Below are 21,993 nucleotides of genomic sequence, written 5' to 3' on the forward strand. Positions count from 1 at the left end.
TCCAGGGCCGGACCGGCCGCCCGTACCCGGCGGGCTGCCGCACCGCCGCGACGTCCTCGGCCTCCCGCCGCGCCCGGCGGCCAATGTCACGATCTCCTTGCCCCGGCGGCCAATGTCACAATCGCCGCCCCTGCGCAGTCATGGAGGAGGAGACCGCGAGAACGGAGGGCACCGTGCGGGAGATGAACTGGCGTGCGTCGGCCGGATGCCGGGGCACGGACCCCGAACTCTTCTTCCCCATCGGGAGCGGCACCAGCTTCCCGACCGTCGCGCAGAACGAGGAGGCGAAGGCCGTGTGCGGCCGCTGTCCGGTGGCGCCGGAGTGCCTGGACTGGGCGCTGAACGTCGCCGTGGAGGGCATCTGGGGCGGGACGACGGAAGCCGAACGCCGCGCGATCCGCCGGCGCAGCGCGTGAACCTGCCGCACGGCGGCTTCGGCGCGTCGGTCCTTCGGCGCGTCGGTCCTTCGGGATCCTCCGTCAGGGGCGGTGCGGGAGGACGGCGACGGCGAGCGGGCGGTGGCCGACGGGGAGGCGGGTGCTGCGGCCGGTGGCGGTGTCGACCACGGTGAGCCCGTCCCAGCCGCCCTCGCGGGTGAAGCCGCCGGAGACGTAGGCGGTGCGGCCGTCGGGGGACAGGGTGACGGTCTCGTGCGGGCCGTCCAGCGGGACGAGGCGCTCGCTGCCGTCGGGAGCGCGGACGGTGAGCGACGGTCCGGCGTCGGTGGCGGGGTCGATCGGGCCGGTCCCGACGATGTAGAGGGTGCCGTCGGGTGCGGCGGTGACGCCGTGCTGATGGGTGTTGGCGGTCATCGGCTCGACGGTGACCCGGCCGGTGGAGGGGTCGACCACGGCGAGGCGCTCGCCCTCGAAGGGGAGCAGCAGGGCGCCGTCGGAGGGGCGGACGGCGGTGTAGTGCGGCTTGAGCCAGGAACCGAGCCCGCCCTCGGTGCCGTACGGCGCGACCTCGGTCCGGCGCGTGGCCCAGGTGGCGGTGTCGACCGTGGTGACGTCGAAGGAGTCGTGGTCGGTGACGTAGACCTGGCGCCCGTCGGCGGAGACGTCCACGTCGAAGGGCCGGCGGCCGACCGGGACGACCTGGACGACCGTCCGGGTCGCGGTGTCGACGACCTCCAGGGTGCCGTTGCCGCCGGGCACGTTGACACCGACGTAGGCGCGGGCGCCGTCCGGGGAGAGCGCGATGCCCATGCCGCCGCCCCGGTACTCGCCGGTGGTGACCGGCCCGGTGCGGGTGGTGTGGGGGACCAGGGCGACGCGGGTGCGGGTGCGGGTGTCGACGACGGCGACGCCCTCGGCGGTGGCGACCCACGCGGTGCCGTCGGGTGCGACGGCGAGGCCGTACGGGGCGGCGCCGACGCGGACGGAGCCCAGGTCGGCGGCGCGGCCCGGGCGGGAGGGGTCGACGAAGGTGACGGTGTCGGCGCCGAAGTCGGTGACGAGGAGGGTGGGGGAGGCGGCGGCCGGTGTGGGGGTCGCTGTCGGGGGCGGCGTGGGCACGGGTGCCGGAGCGGAGGCGGACGTCGGCGCGGGCGCCGGGGCGGGGGCCGGGCTGCCGCAGGCGGCGAGCAGGGTGGCGGTCAGCGCGGTCTGCGCGGTCAGGACAGCGGTGCGGGCGAGTGCGGCGCGGGTGGTCACGGCTCCTCCTCGGACTGGGCCGCCTCCCACCCTGCGCCATCGGGCCCCGGCGGGGAATCGGCGGCTCGGCCCGTCCGGGGGCGACGGCCGGTGGACAGCGGTGTCCTCCGATCGGTCGATCCCCCGGCCGGGAATCGGCGGGACACTGGGTGTTTCCCGTCCTCAGCGCCCCCCGTACCGAGAGGCTGACCCCCATGGCCGCCCCCGCCGTCACCGTCTTCCGCGACGTCCGCCCGTACGGCGCCGAACGGGCCGTCGACCTGGTCGCTGTCGACGGCCTGCTGGTCGACCGGATCCCGGAGGGCGCCGAGCCGGAGGTGGTCGACGGCGCGGGCCGGATCGCGCTGCCCACCCTGGTGGACGCGCACATCCACCCGGACAAGACCGCCTGGGGCGAGCCCTGGTACAGCCGGCGCCCGGCCGGTTCGCTGCCCGAGTACGTCCGGGGCGACGTCGACCTCCACCGGCACCAGCGCACCCCGCTGGCCGAGCGCGCCCACCGGCTGCTCGCCCACGCCGTGGCCTCCGGAACCCGCGCCGTCCGGGCGCACGTGGACGTCGCGCCCGCCTTCGGCCTGGCCGGGGTGACCGGTCTGGCCGAGGTGCGGGAGCGGCTGGCCGGGGCGCTGGACCTCCAGCTGGTCGCCTTCCCGCAGCACGGCGTCCGCCGCACCCCCGGGGCTGGGGCGCTGCTGGCCGAGGCGGCGGCGAGCGGGCTGATCGACGCGGTCGGCGGCATCGACCCGGCCGGGTTCGACGGTGGTGCGGACGGCGAGGGACCGGCCCAGCTCGACCTGGTCTTCGACCTGGCCGAGCGGTACGGGCTGCGGCTGGACGTCCATCTGCACGACCGGGGCGACCGGGGCCTGGCGCCGCTGCGCGACATCGCCGCGCGGACCAGGGCCGCCGGTCTGGCCGGCCGGGTCGTGGTCAGCCACGCCTTCTGCGTCCCGGAGCTGGGCGGCGAACGGCTCGACGAGCTGGCCGCGCTGCTCGCCGGGTCCGGCGTCGGCCTCACCACCGTCGCGCCCTCGGCGCACCAGGTCCTGCCGTTCCGTGAACTCCGGGCGCACGGCGTGCGGGTGGGCCTCGGTTCGGACGGTGTGCGGGACTCCTGGAGCCCGTTCGGCAACGCGGACATGCTGCACCGGGCCCACCTGCTCGGCTGGACCACCGACGCCCGTACGGACGAGGAGCTGGCCGCGTGCTTCGCGCTGGCCGCCGACGGCGGCGCCGAGCTGCTCGACCTGCCGAGGGCGACCCTGGAGCCGGGATCGCCGGCGGACTTCATGCTGGTGTCCGGCGAGTGCCTCCCGCAGGTCGTGGTCGACCTGCCGCCGCGCGAGCTGGTGGTCCGGGCCGGCCGGGTGGTCGCCAGGGACGGCCGCTACCTGGGCGGACCGGCCGGGGGCGCGGCTCCGGTGGAGTGACCGCCGCCCCCGGCCGGGGTGTTCTCAGCCCTGGTACTGGACGACGATCCTGGTGAACTCGTACGGGGACTGCGCGACGCCGCTGCACGCGTCGGCGTCGGTGCCCGAGCCGCAGGCGCGGTCGCGGTTGACGGACCAGAAGGCGAACCGGGCGATGTGGTGCTGCTGGGCGTATCCGAGCAGGGTGCGGAAGTCGGCGGTGGTGACGGTCTCGCCGGCCTCGTCGGTCTTCCCGTTCATCGAGGACACCCCGATGTGCCGGTAGGCGGCGTCGTCGCTGTAGCCGTAGGCGCTCTTGACCGCCGCCTTGAGGCCCTCCATGGCGCCGACCGAGGCCTGCCCCATGGTGCCGCTGTGGCCGCCGAAGTCGAACGGCATGACCACCCAGCCGTCGTTGGCGAGGCCCGCCGCCGCGCCGCGCTTGATGAGGTCCTTGCCGGTGGCGTCCGGGCCGGTGGGCGTGGTGCCCATGGTGATGTAGGTGACGAGGCCGGGGTTCCTGGTCTTGACGATCTTCAGGGCGTCGACCACCCGCTGACGGACCGTCGCGTTGGAGAACTCGGTGTCCTCGATGTCGATGTCGAAGGCCTTGAGCTTGTAGGCGTCGATGACCTTCTGGTAGGCGCCGGCCAGTGCGCTCGCGCTGGAACACTTCTCGCCCAGCTTGTTGCCGCTCCACCCGCCGACCGAGACCACCACATCGCCGCCGGCCGCCCGGATCGACTTGATCGCGGCCTCGTCGGAGCCGCCGGTGAGCGGCCGGCTGCCGTCCCACTTCGGGTTGCACCCGCCGTCGGAGAGGATGAAGGCCAGCGTGAACCACTTGACGCCGGTCGCCTTCATCACGTCCGTCGGCTTCTGCGGGTTGCCCCAGCCGAGGTACTCGTACGGCGCGGCGGCCATCCCGGGCACGGCCGCGACGGCGGGGTCCGCGGCCGCGACGGCGGGGTCCGCCGCGGCGGAGGCCACCGGGGCCAGAAGGAGGGCGGCCGGACCGAGGGTGGCGGCCAGCAGCGGGGCGGTCAGGCGGACTCCGATGGTCTTGCGCATGCCAACTCGCTTTCGTCGATCCACACCACGGGGGTGACGGCAGGTCAAGGGGGGCGCCCGCGGCGGACGGCGACGGCCCGCGGCGGGTGTCTCACAGAATCGGGCTCCCCGGCCGCGGGGTCAATGGATTTGGTTAGGAAAGTTTCCGAATGGTTCGGCGTGATCCGAAGGGCACCTCTCAGGAGCGCGGCGGAAGCGGGCGGATGTCGGGCCAGGTCGCGTCCACGTGGGCCGCGCAGGACTCCTCGGAGCCGGTGAAGCCGGTGGGGTGCCAGCCGGCGGGGGCGGGGCGGTCGGCGGGGTAGAGGGCGTGCTGCTGCTGGTCGTTGACCAGGACGGTCCATTGCACGGGGGCTCCAGGGGTGGGCGGGTCGGTCGGGCCTGTCGGTCGGGTCGGCCGGTCGGGTCGACCGGGTCGGCCGGTCGGGTCAGCGGAAGCCGCCGTCGATCCGGAGGACCTCGCCGGTGAGGTAGCTCGCCCGGTCGGAGAGCAGGAAGGCGACCAGGTCGGCCACCTCCTCCGGGCGGCCGAGGCGGCGCAGGGCGACCTGTTCGAGCGACCGCTCGACGGCCTCCTCGGGCAGCTGCGCGACCAGGTCGGTGTCGATGTAGCCGGGGGCGACCGCGTTGGCGCGGATGCCGTAGCGGCCGACCTCCTGGGCCAGCGAGCGGGTGAAGCCGATGATGCCGGCCTTGGTCGCCGCGTAGTTGGTCTGCCCGGGGTTGCCGCAGATCCCGGCGACGGAGGACAGGTTGACGATGGCGCCGTGGCGGCGCAGCACCATGCCGTCGACGACCGCACGGCAGGCGTGGTAGACGCCGCTGAGGTTGACCTGGAGCACGTCCTGCCAGTCCTGGTCCTCCATCAGCAGCAGCGGGGTGTCGCGGAGGATCGCCGCCGAGGCGACCAGCGCGGTGATCGGGCCGAGCGCGTCCTCGGCGCCGTCCACCAGGTCGCGGACGGCCTCGGCGTCCGCGACGTCGGTCCGGCGGACGTAGGCGGTGCGGCCGAGGTCCAGCAGCTCCTTCTCCAGGGAACGGGCGGACTCGGTGTCGGCGCTGTAGCAGAGGGCGATGTCGTAGCCGTCCTCGGCGAGTCGCAGGGCGGTGGCGCGGCCGATGCCGCGGGTGCCGCCGGTGATCAGTGCGACGGGGGTGGCGGTGCGGTTCATCGAAGGCCTTTCGGGTCGGGAAGCGCGGGAGGCAGGCGGGCGGGTCAGCCCGTGGCGCGGTCGCGGACGCGGCGCCGCAGCTCGGTCAGCGGCAGGTCCGGCCGGTGCGTCAACAGCTCCAGTACGAACGGCCACTGGCGCATCATGGCTGCCATCGACTCCGGGTCGATCCGGTCCGGCGAGTACAGCCACAGGCCGCGCAGCCCGGCCTCGGACTCGTGCATCATCAGGTAGAGGTCGGCGTTGTGCGGGCGCATCTCGGTGACCAGCTCCGGGATCACCTCGGCGTCGCCGACGTCGAGGCTCAGCGGCGCCGCCGTGAGGCCGTGCAGGTCCAGCGGGTCGCCGGCGACGTTCAGCAGGTTGAACAGCAGCCGCAGCGGGTTGTGGTCCTCCCCGGCGTCCTTGCGGAGCTGCCGCAGCGGGACCTCCTGGTGCAGATGGGCGTCCAGGACGCCGGCCCGGACGGCGGCCAGCAGCTCGCGCACGGTCGCGTCGGCGGCCGGGCGGGGGCGGACCACGACCGGGTTGATGAAGAAGCCGATCATCTGCTCGGTCTGCGGGTGCTCCCGACCGGCCAGCGGGAAGCCGACCGCGAGGTCACCGCCAGGTTCTTCCCCCGGTGCCTCGCCCCGCGCATAGCTCTGCAGCAGGAGGTGGAAGCCGGTCAGCAGCAGCATGAACAGTGTCACGCCCTCGCGCTGCGCCGCCTCCTTGAGGGCCGAGGCGATCGCGGGCTCCAGCACGAAGCCGCTGGTGTACCCGGTGACGGCCTCGGCCCGCTGGTGCTCCGGCGCCTCGAACCGGGGCAGCGCCGGCAGGTCCGCCAACAGCCCCTCCCAGTGGGCGAGGTGCTCGTCGAGCACACCGTCCGCGAGCCGCCGCCGCTGCCAGGCGGCCCAGTCCGGGTACTGGACGGACGGCGCGGGCAGCCGCGGTTCGCGGCCCAGCACCCGGGCCGCGTACAGCTCGCCCAGCTCGCGCCCCAGCAGCGCGTAGGACCACAGGTCGACCACGATGTGGTGCAGCACCAGCACCAGCACCCACTCGCCGGGGGCGGTGGCGATCAGGGTGCCCCGCACCAACGGGCCCTCGGCCAGCCGGAACGGGCGGTCCACCTCGGCCGCGACCAGTCGGCGCACCGCCTCCCGGCGGTCGGCGGCGGGCTGCTCGCGCAGGTCGACGGCGGCGAGCGGCCAGCCGCCGACGGGGTCGGCGAACTGGCGCCAGTCGCCGGGCCCGTCCTCGACGATCCTGGTCCGCAGCGCCTCGTGGCGCTGCACGATCGCGTCGAGGCTCGCCCGCAGCGCCGCCGGGTCGAGGGTGCCGGTGAGGACGGTCGCGGTGATGACGTTGTGGTGCGAGGACTCCGGGTCGACGGGCTGGTGGACGATGTCCAGCTGGGCGAAGGACAGCGGCACGCCGTGGGTGCGGTCGGCCGGCGGCACGAGACCGCCGGTCCGGGCGGGTCGGCGCCGTCGGCGGTCGGCGTCCCGCGCGGGCGGCGGACCGCCGGCACCAGGCAGGGCGGCGCAGCCGGTCACGGCCCTGAGGGCGGCGAACCAGGTCTCGGCCAGTTCGCGAACCTCGGGCTCGGTCAGCGCGCCCTGGGCCCAGGTCCAGCCGGCCGCCAGCCGGGGGCCGTCGGGGCTGTCGTAGGTGACGGCGTTCAGCTCCACGGGGTGGGTGAGCAGGCCGACCGGGGCGTCCGGGTCGCCCAGGGCGAGTGCCGCGTCGGCGGTGACCGGTGCCCAGGGGGTGTCCGGGCCGGCGTCGGCGAAGCGCCCGAGGTAGTTGAACGCGACCTGCGGGGCGGGCAGTTCGGCCAGTGCCGGGGCGGTCGCGGGGTTGAGCCGACGCAGCAGCCCGTGGCCGAGGCCGTCGCCGGGCAGTGCGGCCAGCTGTTCCCGGATCCGGACGACGGCGGCGGCCAGCTCGGTCCCGGCCTCGGTGACCCGGGGCCAGCTCAGCGGGCCGGGGGCGAGCCGGACCGGCTGGACGCTGGTGAACCAGCCCACGGTGCGGGACAGGTCGACGCCGTCGGCGAGGTCCTCCTGGCGGCCGTGGTTCTCCACGGAGACCAGGACGCCGTCGGCCGGCGGGTCCAGCGGCGCGCGGCGGCGGCGCCACTCCTCCAGGGCGATGCCGAAGGCGGCCAGCAGCACTTCCTGCACACCGGTGTGGAAGGCGCCGGGGGCGGTGCCGAGCAGTGCGGCGGTGTCCTCGGGCGGGAGGGTGAGGACCAGCCGCCCGGTGCCGGTGACTGCTCCGGTGGCCGTGTCGGCAGTGGGCAGCAGCGCCGGGGTTCCGGTCAGCAGCCGCTGCCAGTCGGGGAGTTCGGCCAGCCGGTGCGGGGCCGCGGCCTCGGCGGCCAGCAGCTCGGACCAGCGCCGCACCGAGGTGCCGACCGGCGCCAGCAGCACCGGACGGCCCGCGAGCACGGCCTCGCCGGCGGCCCGGAGGTCCGGCAGCAGGATCCGCCAGGAGACGCCGTCCACCACCAGGTGGTGCAGGACCAGCAGCAGCCGGCCGGGCCTGTGCTCCCCGGCGTCCAGCCAGACCGCCCGGAGCATCACCCCGGCGGCCGGGTCCAGCAGGCGGCGGGCGGCGGCGGCCCCGGCGGCGGTCAGCGCCCGAAGCTGCTCGGGGTCCGCTCCGGCCGCGTCCGTCCGGACCAGGTGGTCGGCGACCCGCACCGAGCCGACCGGGCCGGTCTCCAGCCCCCAGCGGCCGTCCGGCCCCGCGGTCAGCCGGGAGCGCAGCCCGGCGTGGTGGTCCACCAGCGCCTGGAGCGCGGCGGTGAGCCGCGGCAGGTCCAGCACGCCGGACGGCGGCAGGGCGATCACCGCCTCCTGGCTGAACTCGCCGATCGGGGTGTCCAGTTCGCGCAGCCACTCGGTGATCGGGGTGGGTCCGACGGTACCGACGCCGGAGTCCTCGGGCCCGGCCGCCCCGTCCGCGGCGACGGCCACGGCCGCCAGCGCGCCCACCGACTGATGGGCCAGGACGTCCCGGGCACTGATCACCAGCCCGGCGCTCCGGGCCTGGGAGACCACCTGGATCGCCTGGATGCTGTCACCGCCGAGGTCGAAGAAGCCGTCCCCGGTGCCGACCTCGGGCAGTCCGAGCACCTCGGCGAAGATCGCGCACAGGGTCTCCTCGACCGGGGTGCGCGGCCGGCCGGATCCGGCGCCCGGGGCGAAGCCCGGGGCGGGCAGCCGGTCGCGGTCCACCTTGCCGTTGGCGGTGAGCGGCAGCTCGGCGAGCACCACCACGGCGGCCGGGACCAGGTACGGCGGCAGCTCGGCGGCGAGCGCGGCCCGCACCGCCGCCGGGTCCGGCGCCGCCCCCGGCCGGGGCACCAGGTAGCCGACCAGGGCGCGCTGTCCCGGCCGGTCCTCCCGGACCGTCACCACGGCCCGGGCGGCGTCCGGGTGGGCGGACAGCGCGGACTCGATCTCGCCCAGCTCGATCCGGAAGCCCCGGAGCTTCACCTGGTGGTCGGTGCGGCCGAGGAAGTCCAGCCGGCCGTCCGCCCGCCACCGGACGAGGTCCCCGGTCCGGTACATCCGGGTGCCGGGCGCGCCGAACGGGTCGGGCAGGAAGCGGCGCGCGGTCAGCCCGGGCCGGCCCAGATAGCCGCGGGCCAGCCCGGTGCCCGCCACGAACAGCTCGCCGGGCACACCGGCGGGCACCGGCCGCAGCCCTTCGTCCAGCACGTACACCCGGGCGCCCGCGATCGGGCGGCCGACCGGCGGGGCACCGGCGCCGGGCACCAGCGGCCCGGTCAGGGTGGCGCACACCGTGGTCTCGGTCGGCCCGTAGGCGTTGACCATCCGCCGGTGCGCCGACCAGCGGTCGGCCAGTGCGGCCGGGCAGGACTCGCCCGCGACCACCAGGGACAGCCCGGCGGGCAGCCCGCCCTCCGGCACGGCGGCCAGCACACTGGGCGGCAGGGTCGCATTGGTCACGCCGTAGCGCTCGCAGGTCCGGGTCAGCGGCTCGCCGGGGAGCAGGTCCTCCTTGGGGACGACCACCAGCGCGGCGCCGGTCAGCAGCGCGTCGCAGCGCTCCGCCACCGAGGCGTCGAAGCTCGGCGAGGCGAACTGCAGCACCCGGCTGTGCTCGTCCAGCCCGAAGCCCTCGGCCTGCGCCGCGACCAGGCCGGGGATGCCGGTGTGGGTGACCAGCACGCCCTTGGGGGTGCCGGTGGAGCCCGAGGTGTAGATGATGTACGCCGCGTGCGCCGGGGTCAGCGGCTCGGTCCGGTCGGCGTCGGTCGGTGCGACGGCGGGCCGGGCGGCCAGTTCCGCGAGCACCTCGGGAAGGTCCAGCCGCAGCACCGGGACCTCGCCCTCCGGCAGCGCGGCGGCCGACCCGCCGTCGGTCAGCAGCAGCACCGGGCGGGCGTCGTCGAGCAGGAAGGCGATCCGCGCCGCCGGGTAGTCGGGGTCGACCGGCAGGTAGGCGGAACCGGCCTTGACCACGGCGAGCATGGCCACCACCGACCGGGCCGAGCGCCCCAGCGCCACCGCGACCGGCCGCTCCGGGCCCGCGCCGCGGGCGATCAGCAGCTGGGCCAGCCGGTTGGCCTCGGCGTCCAGCTGCGCGTAGGTCAGCTCCCGCCCGGGGTCGACGACGGCGGTCCGGTCGGGGGTGCGGGCCACCTGGGCCTCGAACAGCGCGGGCAGGGTGGCGGGGGGCGCGATCTTGGTGGACGGCGCGGGGGCGGTGCCGGCCCAGTCGGTCAGCAGCCGCTGCCGCTCGTCGGGGGAGAGCAGCTCGGCCCCGGCGACCGGGCGGTCCGGTGCGGCGCACACCGCCAGCAGCATCCGCCGCAGGCGTTCGGCCAGCAGCTCCACGGTGGCCGGGTCGAAGACGTCGGCGTTGTACTCCACCACGCCGTCGATCCCGGCGGGCGCGCCGTCGCCGGGGGCACGGCGGCCGGTCAGCGAGAACACCAGGTCCATCCGGGCCCCGCCGCTGTCCACCGGTACGGCCTGCTCGGCCAGACCGGGCAGCCCGAGCACCGCGTCCGGGACGTTCTGCCAGGCCAGCAGCACCTGGAACAGCGGGTGGTGCGCGGTGGAGCGGGCCGGGCGCAGCGCGTCCACCAGGAACTCGAACGGGACGTCCTGGTGGGCGTACCCGTCCAGGCCGCGTTCGCGGACCCGGGCCAGCAGCTCGCGGAAGGTCGGCGCCCCCGACAGGTCGGCGCGCAGCACCAGGGTGTTGACGAAGAAGCCGACCAGGTCCTCGGTGGCGGCGTCGGTACGGCCGGCGACGGTCGCGCCGACCGGGATGTCGTCCCCGGCGCCGAGCCGGTGCAGCAGGGCGGCCAGGGCCGCGTGCACGACCATGAACTCGCTGGCGTCGTGCCGGCGCGCCAGCGTGGCGACGGCGGTGTGCAGCTCGGCGTCCCAGCGCAGGGCGACGGTGCCGCCGCGGTGGGTGGCCGAGGCCGGGTGCGGGCGGTCGGCGGGCAGCGCGATCCGCTCCGGCAGTCCGGCCAGGGCCTCGCGCCAGTAGGCGAGTTGGGTGTTGCGCAGGCTGTCCGGGTCGTCCTGGCCGCCGAGCAGCCGGTGCTGCCACAGGGTGTAGTCGGCGTACTGGACCGGCAGCGGCGCCCACTGCGGCGGGCGGCCGCCGAGGCGCGCGGTGTAGGCGGTGGCGAGGTCGCGTCCGAGCAGGGCGACGGACCAGCCGTCGGCGGCGATGTGGTGCACCACCAGGACGAGGGTGTGCCGCTCCGGGCCGTGCACCAGCAGCTCGGCGTGCAGCGGGATCCGGTGGGCGAGGTCGAAGGTGTGCCGCGCGGCGGCGCGGACGGCTGCGGCGGTCCCGGCCTCCGGTGGTGCGGTCACGGTCAGCACCGGGCGGGCGGCGGCCGGGTCGAGGACGTGCTGCCGCGGCACCCCGCCGGTGTCGGGGAAGACGGTGCGCAGCGCCTCGTGCCGCTCCACCACGTCGGCGAGCGCGGCCCGCAGGGCGTCGGCGTCCAGGGGGCCGGTCAGCCGCACCGCCATCGGGATGTTGTAGGTGGCGGAGGGGCCCTCCAGCCGGTCGAGGAACCACAGCCGGCGCTGGGCGAAGGACAGCGGCAGTTCGGCGGGCCGGGGCTCGGGGGCCAGTGCCGGGCGGGGCGCCCCGGGGGCCCGGTCGGCGCCGTCGGCGGTGTCGGCGGCGAGGCGGTCGGCCAGTCCGGCCACCGTCGGGGTCTCGAACAGCGCCCGGACCTGGACCTCGGCGCCCAGGGCGGCCCGGATCTGGGAGACCAGCCGGGTGGCGAGCAGCGAGTGGCCGCCCAGGTCGAAGAAGCTGTCGTGGACGCCGACCGCCGGCACCCCGAGCACCTTGGCGAACAGCGCGCAGAGCGCCTCCTCGCGCTCGTCGCGCGGGGCGACGTACACCGCGTCGAGGTCGCGGCGGTCGCCGTCGGGCGCGGGCAGCGCCTTGCGGTCGGTCTTGCCGTTGGGGGTCAGCGGCAGCGCGTCCAGCAGGACGAACGCCGAGGGGACCATGTAGCCGGGCAGGCGTTCGGCCAGGGCGGAGCGCAGCAGCGGGACGAGGCGGCGGGCGAGCCGGCGCCGGGTGCCGTTGACGAGGCGGCCCCAGTCCGGCTCCGTCGCAGGCGGCGGGACGCTGCTCGGGACGAGGGACGCGGGCCCGCCGTCGGCGTCGAGGCGGCGGGCGAGCAGGGTGAGCGCGCCGTCCGGGCCGTGCTCGGACCAGTCGAGGTCGATCCGGTAGCCGAGCGCCTCGCCGAGGGCCCAGAGCTCCTCGGGGTCCACGGCCTCGGGCCGGTCCGCGGGCGGTTCGGGGTCTTCGGCGAGCCGCCCGAGGGTGTCGGCGAGCTCGCGGAGCCGGGAGTTGGGCACGCCGCGGACGGCGAGCAGCGCGGGCCGCCAGGTCGCCAGCCGCTCGCGCAGCGCGGCCACGGTCAGGCCCTCGGCGGTCCAGTCCAGCGGGTCCACCGGCGGGGCCTCCGGCGCGGCGGTGGCCTCCGGCGCGGCGGTGGCGTCCGGTGCGGCGGTGGCGTCCGGTGCGGTGGCGGCCGGTGCGGTGGTGAGGACGACGTCGTAGCGGAAGCGCGTCAGCTCATTGGCGGCGGCGGCCCGCTTGGGCAGCACCCGGACCTCGCGGACGGCCGGGAAGCGGCTCGGCAGCGCGGTGAACAGCGCGGGGTCGAAGACGAGTTCCTCGTCCTCGGCCAGGCGGCGGCGGGTCCGGGCGAACAACTGGGCGGGCGGCAGGCCCGGTTCGGCGTGGGCGAGCTGGACCGACAGGTGGAAGGACTCCAGCAGCGGCAGGCTGCGGATGTCGCCGAGGAACAGCGAGCCGCCCGGCGCGAGCCGGGGCAGCGCGCCCTCGATCACCCGCAGCAGGTAGCGCTCGTCCGGGAAGTACTGGACCACCGAGTTGAGCACGATCACGTCGAAGAGCCGCGCGGGCAGCCGGTCGAGCCGGTCGGCCGCGCAGAGGTGCAGCGCGACCTCGCCGAGGGTGTCACCGGCGCCGTCGACGACCTCGCGCAGGCCGGTGAGGGCGACCTCGGAGATGTCGGTGCCCGAGTAGTGCTCGACCTTCGGGGCGACCCGCTGGAGGATCAGGCCGGTGCCGCAGCCGATCTCCAGCACCGAGCGGGGGCGCAGGCCGAGCACCCGCTCGGCGGTGCGGTCGGCCCACTCGCGCATCTCCCCGGCCGGGATCGGCTCCCCGGTGTAGCTGCTGTTCCAGCCGCGCAGGTCCTCGGCCGGAATACCGGCGGCGGGGGCCGTGGTGGTGGCGGGGCCGTCGTCCGGGTCGTCGTAGGCGGTGTCCCAGATCCGGCGCCATTCCTCGACCTGGTCCGGCCACTCCTCCGCCGGGCCGGAGCCCCCGTCGGCCGCCGGTACCACGTACGCCACCAGCCGCTGGTCACCGGGGACGTCCTCCCGGACCGTCACCACCGCGTGGCCGACCTCGGGCCGCCGGGCCAGCTCGCTCTCGATCTCGCCGAGCTCGATCCGGAAGCCCCGCACTTTCACCTGGTGGTCCAGCCGCCCGAGGAACTCGATGCCGCCGTCCCGCCGACGGCGCACCAGGTCCCCGGTGCGGTACAGCCGGTCCTGCGGGCCCGCCCCGAACGGGTGCGGGACGAACCGTTCGGCGGTCAGCTCCGGCCGGCCCAGGTAGCCCCGGGCCAGGCCGGCGCCGCCGATGTACAGCTCGCCGGGCACGCCGGGCGGTGTCAGCCGGCCCTGCTCGTCGAGCACGTGCAGCTCGGTGTTGGCGATCGGCGCGCCGATCGCGATCGGCCCGTCCCCGACCTCGGCCACCGCCGACCAGATGGTGGTCTCGGTGGGCCCGTACATGTTCCACAGCTCCACCCCGCCGGCCCGCAGCCGCCGGGCCAGTTCGGCGGGCAGTGCCTCGCCGCCCGCCAGCGCCTTCAGCCCGGGCGCGCCCGGCCAGCCCGCGTCCAGCAGCATCCGCCAGGTGGACGGGGTGGCCTGGACGACGCTCGCCCCGGAGGCGGCCAGCAGCCGGGACAGCTGCTCGCCGTCGGCGGCCGCGCCGCGCTCGGCGACCACCACCCGGGCGCCGGTGACCAGCGGGAGCAGCAGTTCCAGCAGCGAGATGTCGAAGGAGTGGGTGGTGACGGCGAGCAGGGTGTCCTCGGCCGTCAGGCCCGGGCGTTCCCGCATCGAGCGCAGGAAGTTGGCCAGCGCCCGGTGCGGGACCTGCACGCCCTTGGGTCGCCCGGTCGAGCCGGAGGTGTAGATGACGTAGGCGAGGTCGTCCTCCCCGGTGACAGGGGCGGTCTCGTCCTTCGCGTGCCCGGGTCGCTCCTCGTCGGGCTCGTCCAGGCAGAGCACCTCGGCGGCGGTCGCGGGCAGCCGCTCCGCCACCGGCCGCTGGGTGAGCAGCACCGGCAGGCCGGAGTCGGCCAGCATGTACGCGATCCGCTCCGGCGGGAACTCCGGGTCGATCGGGACGAACGCGCCGCCCGACTTCAGTACCGCCAGCAGCGCCACCACCAGGTCGACCGAGCGCTCGGTGCACACGCCCACCAGGACGTCCCGGCCCACGCCCTGCCGGCGGAGGCGGCGGGCCAGCCGGTCGGAGCGCCGGTCCAGCTCCGCGTAGTCCAGCGCCTCGGCGCCGCAGCGCACCGCCTCGGCCGCCGGGGTGCGGGCGGCCTGCTCGGCGAACAGGCGGTGCACCGGGGCCCGGTCGGGCCAGTCCCGGCGGGTGTCGTTGCCCTGCTCGCGCAGCCGCCGCTCCTCCTCCGCCGCGAGCATCGGCACCGCGCCCACCGGGCGGTCGGGTTCGGCGAGCAGCTGATCCACCAACAGCCGCAGATGGCAGGCCAGTTGGTCGACGGTGGCGGCGTCGAACAGGTCGCTGTTGTACTCGAAGCGGCCGCTCAGGCCCTCCGGGCGGTCGAAGACCTGGAGTTCGAGGTCGAAGCGGGCGGTGCTGCCGGCCACCTCGATCGGCTCCAGGTGCAGTCCCGCCACGTCGAAGGAGGGCATCGCGATGTTCTGGAACACGAAGGAGACCTGGAACACGGGGGTGCGGGAGAGGTCCCGGCGCGGGTGCAGTTCCTCCACCAGCCGCTCGAACGGCAGCTCCTGGTGGGCGAACGCACCCAGGCACACCGGCCGTACCCGGCCCAGCAGTTCACGGAAGGACGGCGCGCCCGAGAGGTCGGTGCGCAGCGCCAGCATATTGGCGAAGTAGCCGATCAGCCGCTCGACCTCGGGGCGGCCGCGGTTGGCGACCGGCACGCCGACGACCACGTCCTCCTCCCGGGTGTAGCGGTGCAGCAGCACCTGGAAGGCGGCGAGCAGGGTCATGAACGGGGTGACGCCCTCGGCCCGGCTGAACTCCCGTACCTGGTCCATCAGTTCGGCGGACAGGGCGAACGGGCGGGAGCCGCCTCGGGTGCTCTGCACGGGCGGTCGGGGCCGGTCGGTGGGCAGTTCCAGGGCGGCCGGGGCCCCGTCGAGCGTGCGCTTCCAGTACTCCAGGTCGGCCCGCGCGCCGTCCCCGTCCAGCCGCTTGCGCTGCCACACCGCGTAGTCGGCGTACTGGATGGGCAGTTCGGGCAGCGCGGGCTCGGTGCCGCCCGCGTAGGCGCCGTAGAGCGTGACCAGCTCGTCCAGGAACACCGAGGTGGACCAGAGGTCGCCGGCGATGTGGTGGATGGTCAGCAGCAGGACGTGCTCGTCGTCGGCGAGCCGCAGGAAGCGCATCCGCACCAGCGGGCCGGTGGCCAGGTCGAACGGGCGGGCGAACTCCTCCCGGGCCAGGGCGTGCACGCCCTCCTCGCCGTCCGGACCGGCCAGGTGCTCGCACGGCACGACGGCGAAGCCGGGCTCGGCGCCCTCGGTGACCACCTGGACTGGCTCGCCGTCCACCGCCCGGAAGGTGGTGCGCAGCGCCTCGTGGCGCCGGGCGATCGCGGAGACGGCGCGCCGCCAGAGGTCCAGGTCGAGCGGGCCGCGGATCCGGGTGGCGCCGCAGACGTTGTAGGCGGTGTCGCCCGGCGTCAGCTGGTCCAGGAACCACATCCGCTGCTGCGGGAAGGAGGCCGGGAACCGGTGCTCCCGGGGCCGGGCGGCCCTCTTGCGGCGCAGGCGTTCGGCGAGGAGCGCGCGCTTCTCGGCGGCGGAGAGCGTCGCGGGGTCGGGGGTGGTCATCGCACGTCCGTCCTCGGGTGTTCCGTGGGTGTCGCGGGCGCTCATTCCTGGTCCCCCCGGTCGGTGCGGCCCTCGGCGGTCTCCTCGGCGGTCTCTTCGGCGAGCAGGGCCTGGAGGCGGGCCTCCACTTCTTCGTCGGACAGGCCGTCGAGGTCGTCCAGCTCGTCCGGGCTGTCCAGGTCGTCCGGTTCGTCGTCGACGAGGTCCTCGTGACCGGGTTCTCCGCCGTTCCCGGCACGGCTCAGGGCCTCGATGGTGTCCCCGTCGCCGCCCCCGGTTCCCCCGCCCCCGTCCAGCAGGTCGACGGTGTGGGCGACGGTGGGGGAGTGGAAGAAGTCCCGCAGGTCGAGTTCGGTGCCGAAGCGGCTCCGGATCCGGGTGTTGATCTGCACGGCGGCCAGCGAATGGCCGCCCAGGGCGAAGAAGTCGTCGTGCACACCGACCTCCTCGACGCCCAGGACCTCCCGCCAGAGCGCCGCGACGGCCTCCTCCCGCTCGGTGGCGGGCGCCACGAACGGGGTCGCCAGCTCGGGCCGGGGGTGGCTGCCGCCGAGCGGGGCCAGCTGCTCCAGCTCGCGGGCCAGCAGTGCCGGGGTGATCGAGCGGGCCAGTCGCCGCAGTGCGGTGAAGTCCTGCGGGGTGACGACCAGTTGGGCGGGGAGTTCGGGCTGCGCCAGCACCCGGGCGAACGCGGCCCGGCCCTCCGGCTCGCCGAAGCCCTCGGCGAGCGCGGCCAGCGCCCCGGCAGAACCGGCGGAACCGGCGGAACCGGCCCCGGTCGAGCCGAATCCGGTACCTGCCCCGGCGTCCGCGCCGGCCGCCTCGGCCTCCGCGACGGTCTGCCCGATCTGGGTCAGCAGCGCCTCGACGTCGTTGATCCGCTTGACCGTGAAGTCGGTCACCTGGACCAGCAACCGGCCGTCCGGGTCCAGGAGTTCGAGGTCGCAGGTGAGGGTCTCCCCGGTCGACCCGGCCGGGTGCTTGATCTCCACGGCGACCTCCACCGTGCCGGTCAGCGGGTGCAGGATCCGCAGGCTGCGGTAGGTCAGCGGCAGGTAGTACGGGTCCTCGGCGTGCAGCCGGAAGACGCCGCCGGCCATGTCGAGCAGGGCCGGGTGCAGCGGGTAGTCCGCCAGGTCGGCCAGGAAGGCGTCGTCCAGCCGGAGGGTGGCGAGCATCCGCCGGCCGCCGGTGCGGATGGTCTTCAGCACCTGCCAGCGCGGTCCGAACCAGAACCGCAGCGGCCCGCCGCCCTCCTCGAAGCGCTCCACCCCGAGCCGGCGGCGGATCTCGGCCTCGGTCTCCAGGACCTCCGTCACCTCGCAGCGCTCCGCCACCTCGGCCAGGTCGCGGACGACGTCCGGGCCGCGCTCGTGGAACGAGGCCGAGCCGGTCGCGTGCTCGCGCCACGGCGCGTCCGCCGCCGGGCGGCTGCGGACGGTGAAGTGCGGGCGGCCGTCCCGCTCCTCGATCGAGGTGAACACCGTCCGGGTCTGCCCGTCGGGGACGATCACGGGCGTCATGAACAGCACGTCGTGCAGCTCGATCTCGCGCTCCCCGGCCTGCCCGGCCAGCGCGGCCCGGACGAGTTCGAGGTAGGCGGTGCCCGGCACCAGGCCGTGGCCCATCAGCCGGTGGTCGTCGACGATCCAGCTGTCCGCGGTGGAGAGCACCGTCTCGAAGACGACGGTGGTGCCCTCGGCGCGGACCGGGCGCAGCAGCGGGTGGCCGGTCTCCGGTCCGGCGGCGGCCGCCCGGCCGGTGAGTCCGGCGGCCATGCCGACGCCCTCCCAGGTGCCCCAGCCGAGCGCCGTCACCGGGCGGCCCTGCCGGCGCCGCCACTGGGCGAAGGCGTCCAGGAAGGCGTTGGCCGCGCCGTAGTCGCTCTGGCCGGGGCCGCCGAGGACGGCGCTGACCGAGGAGCAGAGCAGCAGGAAGTCCAGCGGGTCGTCGGCGCACAGCCGGTCCAGCAGCAGGGTGCCGACGGTCTTCGCCGCCAGGACCGCGTCGGCGTCCGCCCGGGTCCGGCGGGCGAGCATGCCGGTGGACGGGGCCCCGGCCGCGTGCACCACGCCGTTCAGCGGGCCGAACCGCGCGCGCAGGGCGGCCAGCGCGGCGCCGAGTTCGCGCTCGTCGGTGACGTCGGCCCGCAGCAGCGCGATCCGTGCGCCGCGCTCCCGGAGCCGGGTGAGCCGGCGGATCCGGGCGCCGGTCGGGTCCTGCTCGCCGTGCGCCTCCAGCCAGGCCGGCCAGTCCTCCTCGGCGGGGAAGTCGGAGCGGCCGAGCAGGCCGAGGACCGGCTCCCGCACGCCCTCGGCCAGCTGCTCGGCGAGGGCCAGGCCGACTCCGCCGAGGCCGCCGGTGACCAGGTAGACGCCGCCGTCGCGGGGGTGCGCCGGACGGTCGGTGTCGGTGGTGTCGGCGGTGTCGGTGGTGTCGGCCGAGTCTCCGGCCGGGAGCGGGAGCGGGTCGAAGTCGCGCACCCACCAGTGCCGGCCGCGCAGCGCCAGCTCGCGTTCCCCGGGGTCGCGCAGCAGCAGCCGGTGCACGGCGCGCACCGCCTCCTCCGCCGGGGCGGCCGGGTCGGTGCCGGTGACGTCCAGCAGACGGCAGTCGACGTCCGGCAGCTCCTGGGGGATCACCGTGCAGGGTCCGGCCAGCAGGGCCTGCTCGGGCCGCAGCGGCTCCTCGCCGGTGACGCTGTGGACGCCCCGGCAGAGCACGTCCAGGGTGACCGGGACGGCGGGGCGGGTGTCGGTGAGGGCCTGGGCGAGGGCGGCCAGGCTGTCCAGGCCGAGCCGGCGGGCGGCGTTCAGCCGGGCCTCGTCCAGCGCCTCGCCCTCCAGGACGTCGCCGTCGGACAGGTCGTCACCGAGGCTGAACAGGTGCACCAGGCGCAGCGAGGTCGCGCCCCGGAGGTCCAGCGCGCCGAGCAGTTCGGCGGCCTGCGCGCGGTCGTCCGGGTCCAGCGACCAGGCGTTCGCGCCGCGGGCGTGCGGACCGGGGACGCGCAGCCCGTCGGTGCGCCCCGAGCCGTCGGTGGCGCCGACCCGGACCACGGCGGCGCCCCCCTCGGCCAGCCGCCCGGCCAGCGCGGCGCCGAGGCCGGTGCCGTCGCCGAGCACCACCCACAGCGGCCCGCCGTCGGGGGTGCCGGGGGTGCTTGCGGTCGACGGGGCGAGGCGCCGCCAGCCGGGGGTGCGGAACCAGTCCTCGACCGGGACCGGCCCGGCCGCCTGCCCGGGCGTGCCGCCGGTGGCCGTCGGGTCGGCCGCGGCGGCGCGGTCCGGCTCCACCCAGTAGCGCTGCCGCTGGAAGGCGTAGCCGGGCAGCCGCAGCACCCGCCCGTCGGCGCCCGGCCGCAGGACGTCCCGGTCGACCGGCACGCCCGCGCTCCACAGTTCGCCGAGGCCCCGGCGCAACCGGAGCACGTCGTCCTCCCGCTCCTGCGGGTGGCGCAGCGAGCCGACCACCGTCCGGCCCTCCTGCCAGCTGCCGTGGCGGCGGACGAAGTCGCCGAGGGTGTGGCCGGGACCGACCTCCAGCAGCACCCAGGACGGGTCGGCGAGCAGCAGCGCGGCGGCGTCGGCGAAGCGGACCGGCTGCCGCAGGTGGCGGCCCCAGTACTCCGGGTCGGTCGCCTCCTGCTCGGTGATCCAGGTGCCGGTGACATTGGAGCAGAACGGGATCAGCGGCGGCTTCGGCCGCACCGCGCGGACCGCCTCGACCAGCGGGCCGACGGCGCCGTCCATGGCGGGGGAGTGGAAGCCGTGCGAGGTGTGCAGCCGACGGCAGGGGACGGCGGCCTCCTTGAGCCGGCGCTCCAGCCCGTCCACCGCGTCGGCCGGGCCGGAGACGACGCTCAGCCCGGTGGAGTTGAGGGCGGCCACGGCGAGGCCGGCGCCGTCGGCCAGCCAGGGCGCGAGCTCCCGTTCGGACAGGAACACGGTGAGCATCGACCCGGCGGGCATCGCCGCGACCAGCCGGCCCCGGGTCGCCACCAGCCGCACCGCGTCCGCCAGTTCGAAGACGCCCGCCAGGCAGGCGGCGACGTACTCGCCGACGCTGTGGCCGACCATCGCGTCCGGCCGCACGCCCCAGGCCGTCCACTGCTGCGCCAGCGCGTACTCGACCAGGAACAGCGCGGGCTGGGCGTACTCGGTGCGGGTCAGCCGCTCCGCCGCCGCCTCGGCCGTCCCGGGGTCGGGGAACAGCAGTGCGCGCGGGTCCTCGCCCAGCTCGGCGGCGAACAGCTCGGCGCAGCGGTCGAGTTCGGCGGTGAACACCGGCTCCCGGCGGTACAGGCCGCGGGCCATGTCGACGTACTGGGTGCCCTGGCCGGGGAAGAGGAACGCCACCCGGGCGCCCTCGGCGGCCTCGGTGGTGCCGGCGGGGGTCACGGCGCGCAGTGCGGCCACCGCCCCGGCCCGGTCCAGGGCCACCGGGGCGGCGCGGCGGCCGAAGGCGCGGCGGCGGTGGGTCAGGGTGTGGGCGAGGTCGTCGAGCCGCAGGCCGGGGTGGGCCTCCAGGTGGTCGGCGAGCCGTCGGGCGCCCTCGGCGACGGCCTCGGCGGTGCGGCCGGACAGCGGCAGCAGGACGGGGGCGGTGTCCTCCCCGGCGGCCTCGTCGGCGAGTTCGGCCGAAGGCGCGGAGGCGGGGGCGGGAGCCTCCTCCAGCACCAGGTGCACATTGGTGCCGCCGATGCCGAAGGAGCTGACCCCGGCCCGGCGCGGCCGCTCCCCGCGGGGCCACGGCCGCAGCCGGTCGTTGACGAAGAACGGCCCCGAGTCCAGGTCGAGTTCGGGATTGGGCTTGGTGAAGTGCAGGGAGGCAGGGATGGCCTCGTGCCGCAGCACCAGCACCGTCTTGATCAGCGCGGCGACCCCGGCGGCGGCGTCCAGATGGCCGATGTTGCTCTTCACCGAGCCGATCGCGCAGTAGCCGGTCTCCTCGGTGTCCTCGCGGAAGGCCCGGGTCAGCGCGGCGAGTTCGATCGGGTCGCCGAGCGCGGTGCCGGTGCCGTGGGTCTCCACGTAGCCGACCGAGCCCGCGTCGACCCCGGCCATCGCCAGCGCCTCGGAGACCACCGCGGCCTGCCCGTCCACGCTCGGCGCGGTGTAACCGGCCTTCAGTGAACCGTCGTTGTTGACCGCCGAGCCCAGCACCACGGCGTCCACCGGGTCGCCGTCGCGCCGCGCGTCGGCCAGGCGGCGCAGCACCACCACGCCGACGCCGTTGCCGGGCACGGTGCCGCCCGCCGAGGCGTCGAACGGCCGGCAGTGCCCGTCGGGGGAGAGGATGCCGCCCGGCTCGTACTGGTAGCCCTGCTCCAGCGGGGAGCCGATCGACACCCCGCCGGCCAGGGCGAGGTCGCACTCGCCGTTGAGCAGGCTCTGGCAGGCCAGGTGGACGGCGGTGAGCGAGGTCGAGCACGCGGTCTGCACGCTCAGCGCCGGACCGGTCAGGCCCAGCTTGTAGGCGACCCGGGTGGCCAGGAAGTCCTTGTCGGAGGCCAGCAGGGTCTGGTACGGGCCCGCCGATTCGAAGACCCGGCGGTTGGCGGTGACGTTGTGCAGCAGATAGGTGTTCATCCCGGCGCCGGCGAACACGCCGATCCGGCCCTCGAAGTCCTCCGGCACGCAGCCGGCCGACTCCAGCGCCTCCCAGGCGCACTCCAGGAACACCCGGTGCTGCGGGTCCATGATCTCGGCCTCGCGCGGGTTGTAGCCGAAGAAGGCCGCGTCGAAGCGGTCGGCCCCGGCGAGCACGCCCTTGGCCCGGACGTAGCCGTCCCGGCCGGACACCTCCGGGTCCACCCCGGCGGCCCGCAGTCCGGCCTCGGAGAGCACCTCGATCGACTCCCGGCCCTCCTCCAGGTTCCTCCAGAAGCTGTCGACGTCGGGGGCGCCGGGGAAGCGGCCGGCCATCCCCACGACGGCGATCTGGTCGAGTTCTTCGGACATCTCCGGCATCGGGGCCACCTGTCGCTCTCTCACTT

At 76.0% G+C, this 21,993-nt stretch carries 8 protein-coding genes; 2 read left to right on the forward strand and 6 right to left on the reverse strand.

Features of this window, described 5'->3' with window-relative positions; translation table 11 throughout:
* The first annotated feature begins 182 nt into the window (after positions 1-182).
* Entirely contained in the window at positions 183-416 is a 234-nt protein-coding gene (locus ADK60_RS02595; protein ID WP_052709559.1) for a WhiB family transcriptional regulator, read from the forward strand.
* Between the two features lie 63 nt (positions 417-479).
* On the opposite strand, the gene ADK60_RS02600 is transcribed toward ADK60_RS02595, so the two are convergent.
* The gene (locus ADK60_RS02600; RefSeq protein ID WP_234370909.1) at positions 480-1,655 is read right to left on the reverse strand and encodes a YncE family protein; all 1,176 of its coding nucleotides are present in this window, start codon (positions 1,653-1,655) and stop codon (positions 480-482) included.
* Between the two features lie 194 nt (positions 1,656-1,849).
* On the opposite strand from ADK60_RS02600, the gene ADK60_RS02605 reads away from it, so the two are divergent.
* Entirely contained in the window at positions 1,850-3,085 is a 1,236-nt protein-coding gene (locus tag ADK60_RS02605) for an amidohydrolase (protein ID WP_053642861.1), read from the forward strand.
* A gap of 24 nt (positions 3,086-3,109) precedes the next feature.
* On the opposite strand, the gene ADK60_RS02610 is transcribed toward ADK60_RS02605, so the two are convergent.
* The 5 genes from ADK60_RS02610 to ADK60_RS02630 all read right to left on the reverse strand — a co-directional run bounded on the left by ADK60_RS02610 (position 3,110) and on the right by ADK60_RS02630 (position 21,967).
* Positions 3,110-4,135 (reverse strand): chitinase, encoded by a 1,026-nt coding sequence (locus tag ADK60_RS02610; protein WP_053642863.1) that lies wholly within the window; start codon positions 4,133-4,135, stop codon positions 3,110-3,112.
* 178 nt (positions 4,136-4,313) lie between these two features.
* Positions 4,314-4,484, reverse strand: a complete 171-nt coding sequence (locus ADK60_RS02615) for an MbtH family NRPS accessory protein (protein WP_053642865.1) — start codon at positions 4,482-4,484, stop codon at positions 4,314-4,316.
* A 79-nt stretch (positions 4,485-4,563) separates the two neighbouring features.
* Positions 4,564-5,307, reverse strand: coding sequence for a 3-oxoacyl-ACP reductase FabG (fabG, locus tag ADK60_RS02620; RefSeq protein WP_053642867.1), 744 nt, complete (start codon positions 5,305-5,307; stop codon positions 4,564-4,566).
* A gap of 44 nt (positions 5,308-5,351) precedes the next feature.
* Complete coding sequence (locus tag ADK60_RS02625) at positions 5,352-15,995, reverse strand: non-ribosomal peptide synthetase (protein WP_053642869.1); 10,644 nt, start codon at positions 15,993-15,995, stop codon at positions 5,352-5,354.
* Positions 15,996-16,036: 41 nt separating this feature from the next.
* Positions 16,037-21,967, reverse strand: a complete 5,931-nt coding sequence (locus ADK60_RS02630) for a type I polyketide synthase (protein WP_053642871.1) — start codon at positions 21,965-21,967, stop codon at positions 16,037-16,039.
* Positions 21,968-21,993 lie beyond the last annotated feature (26 nt).

This window comes from Streptomyces sp. XY431 (genome assembly GCF_001279805.1).
Classification (GTDB): domain Bacteria; phylum Actinomycetota; class Actinomycetes; order Streptomycetales; family Streptomycetaceae; genus Kitasatospora; species Kitasatospora purpeofusca.

Bases quoted from the DNA above. Each gene is read 5' to 3' on its own strand.
- ADK60_RS02610 (WP_053642863.1), bottom strand. From the start codon at position 4,135: ATGCGCAAGACCATCGGAGTCCGCCTGACCGCCCCGCTGCTGGCCGCC.
- fabG (WP_053642867.1), bottom strand. From the start codon at position 5,307: ATGAACCGCACCGCCACCCCCGTCGCACTGATCACCGGCGGCACCCGC.
- ADK60_RS02630 (WP_053642871.1), bottom strand. From the start codon at position 21,967: ATGCCGGAGATGTCCGAAGAACTCGACCAGATCGCCGTCGTGGGGATG.
- ADK60_RS02625 (WP_053642869.1), bottom strand. From the start codon at position 15,995: ATGACCACCCCCGACCCCGCGACGCTCTCCGCCGCCGAGAAGCGCGCG.
- ADK60_RS02605 (WP_053642861.1), top strand. From the start codon at position 1,850: ATGGCCGCCCCCGCCGTCACCGTCTTCCGCGACGTCCGCCCGTACGGC.
- ADK60_RS02595 (WP_052709559.1), top strand. From the start codon at position 183: ATGAACTGGCGTGCGTCGGCCGGATGCCGGGGCACGGACCCCGAACTC.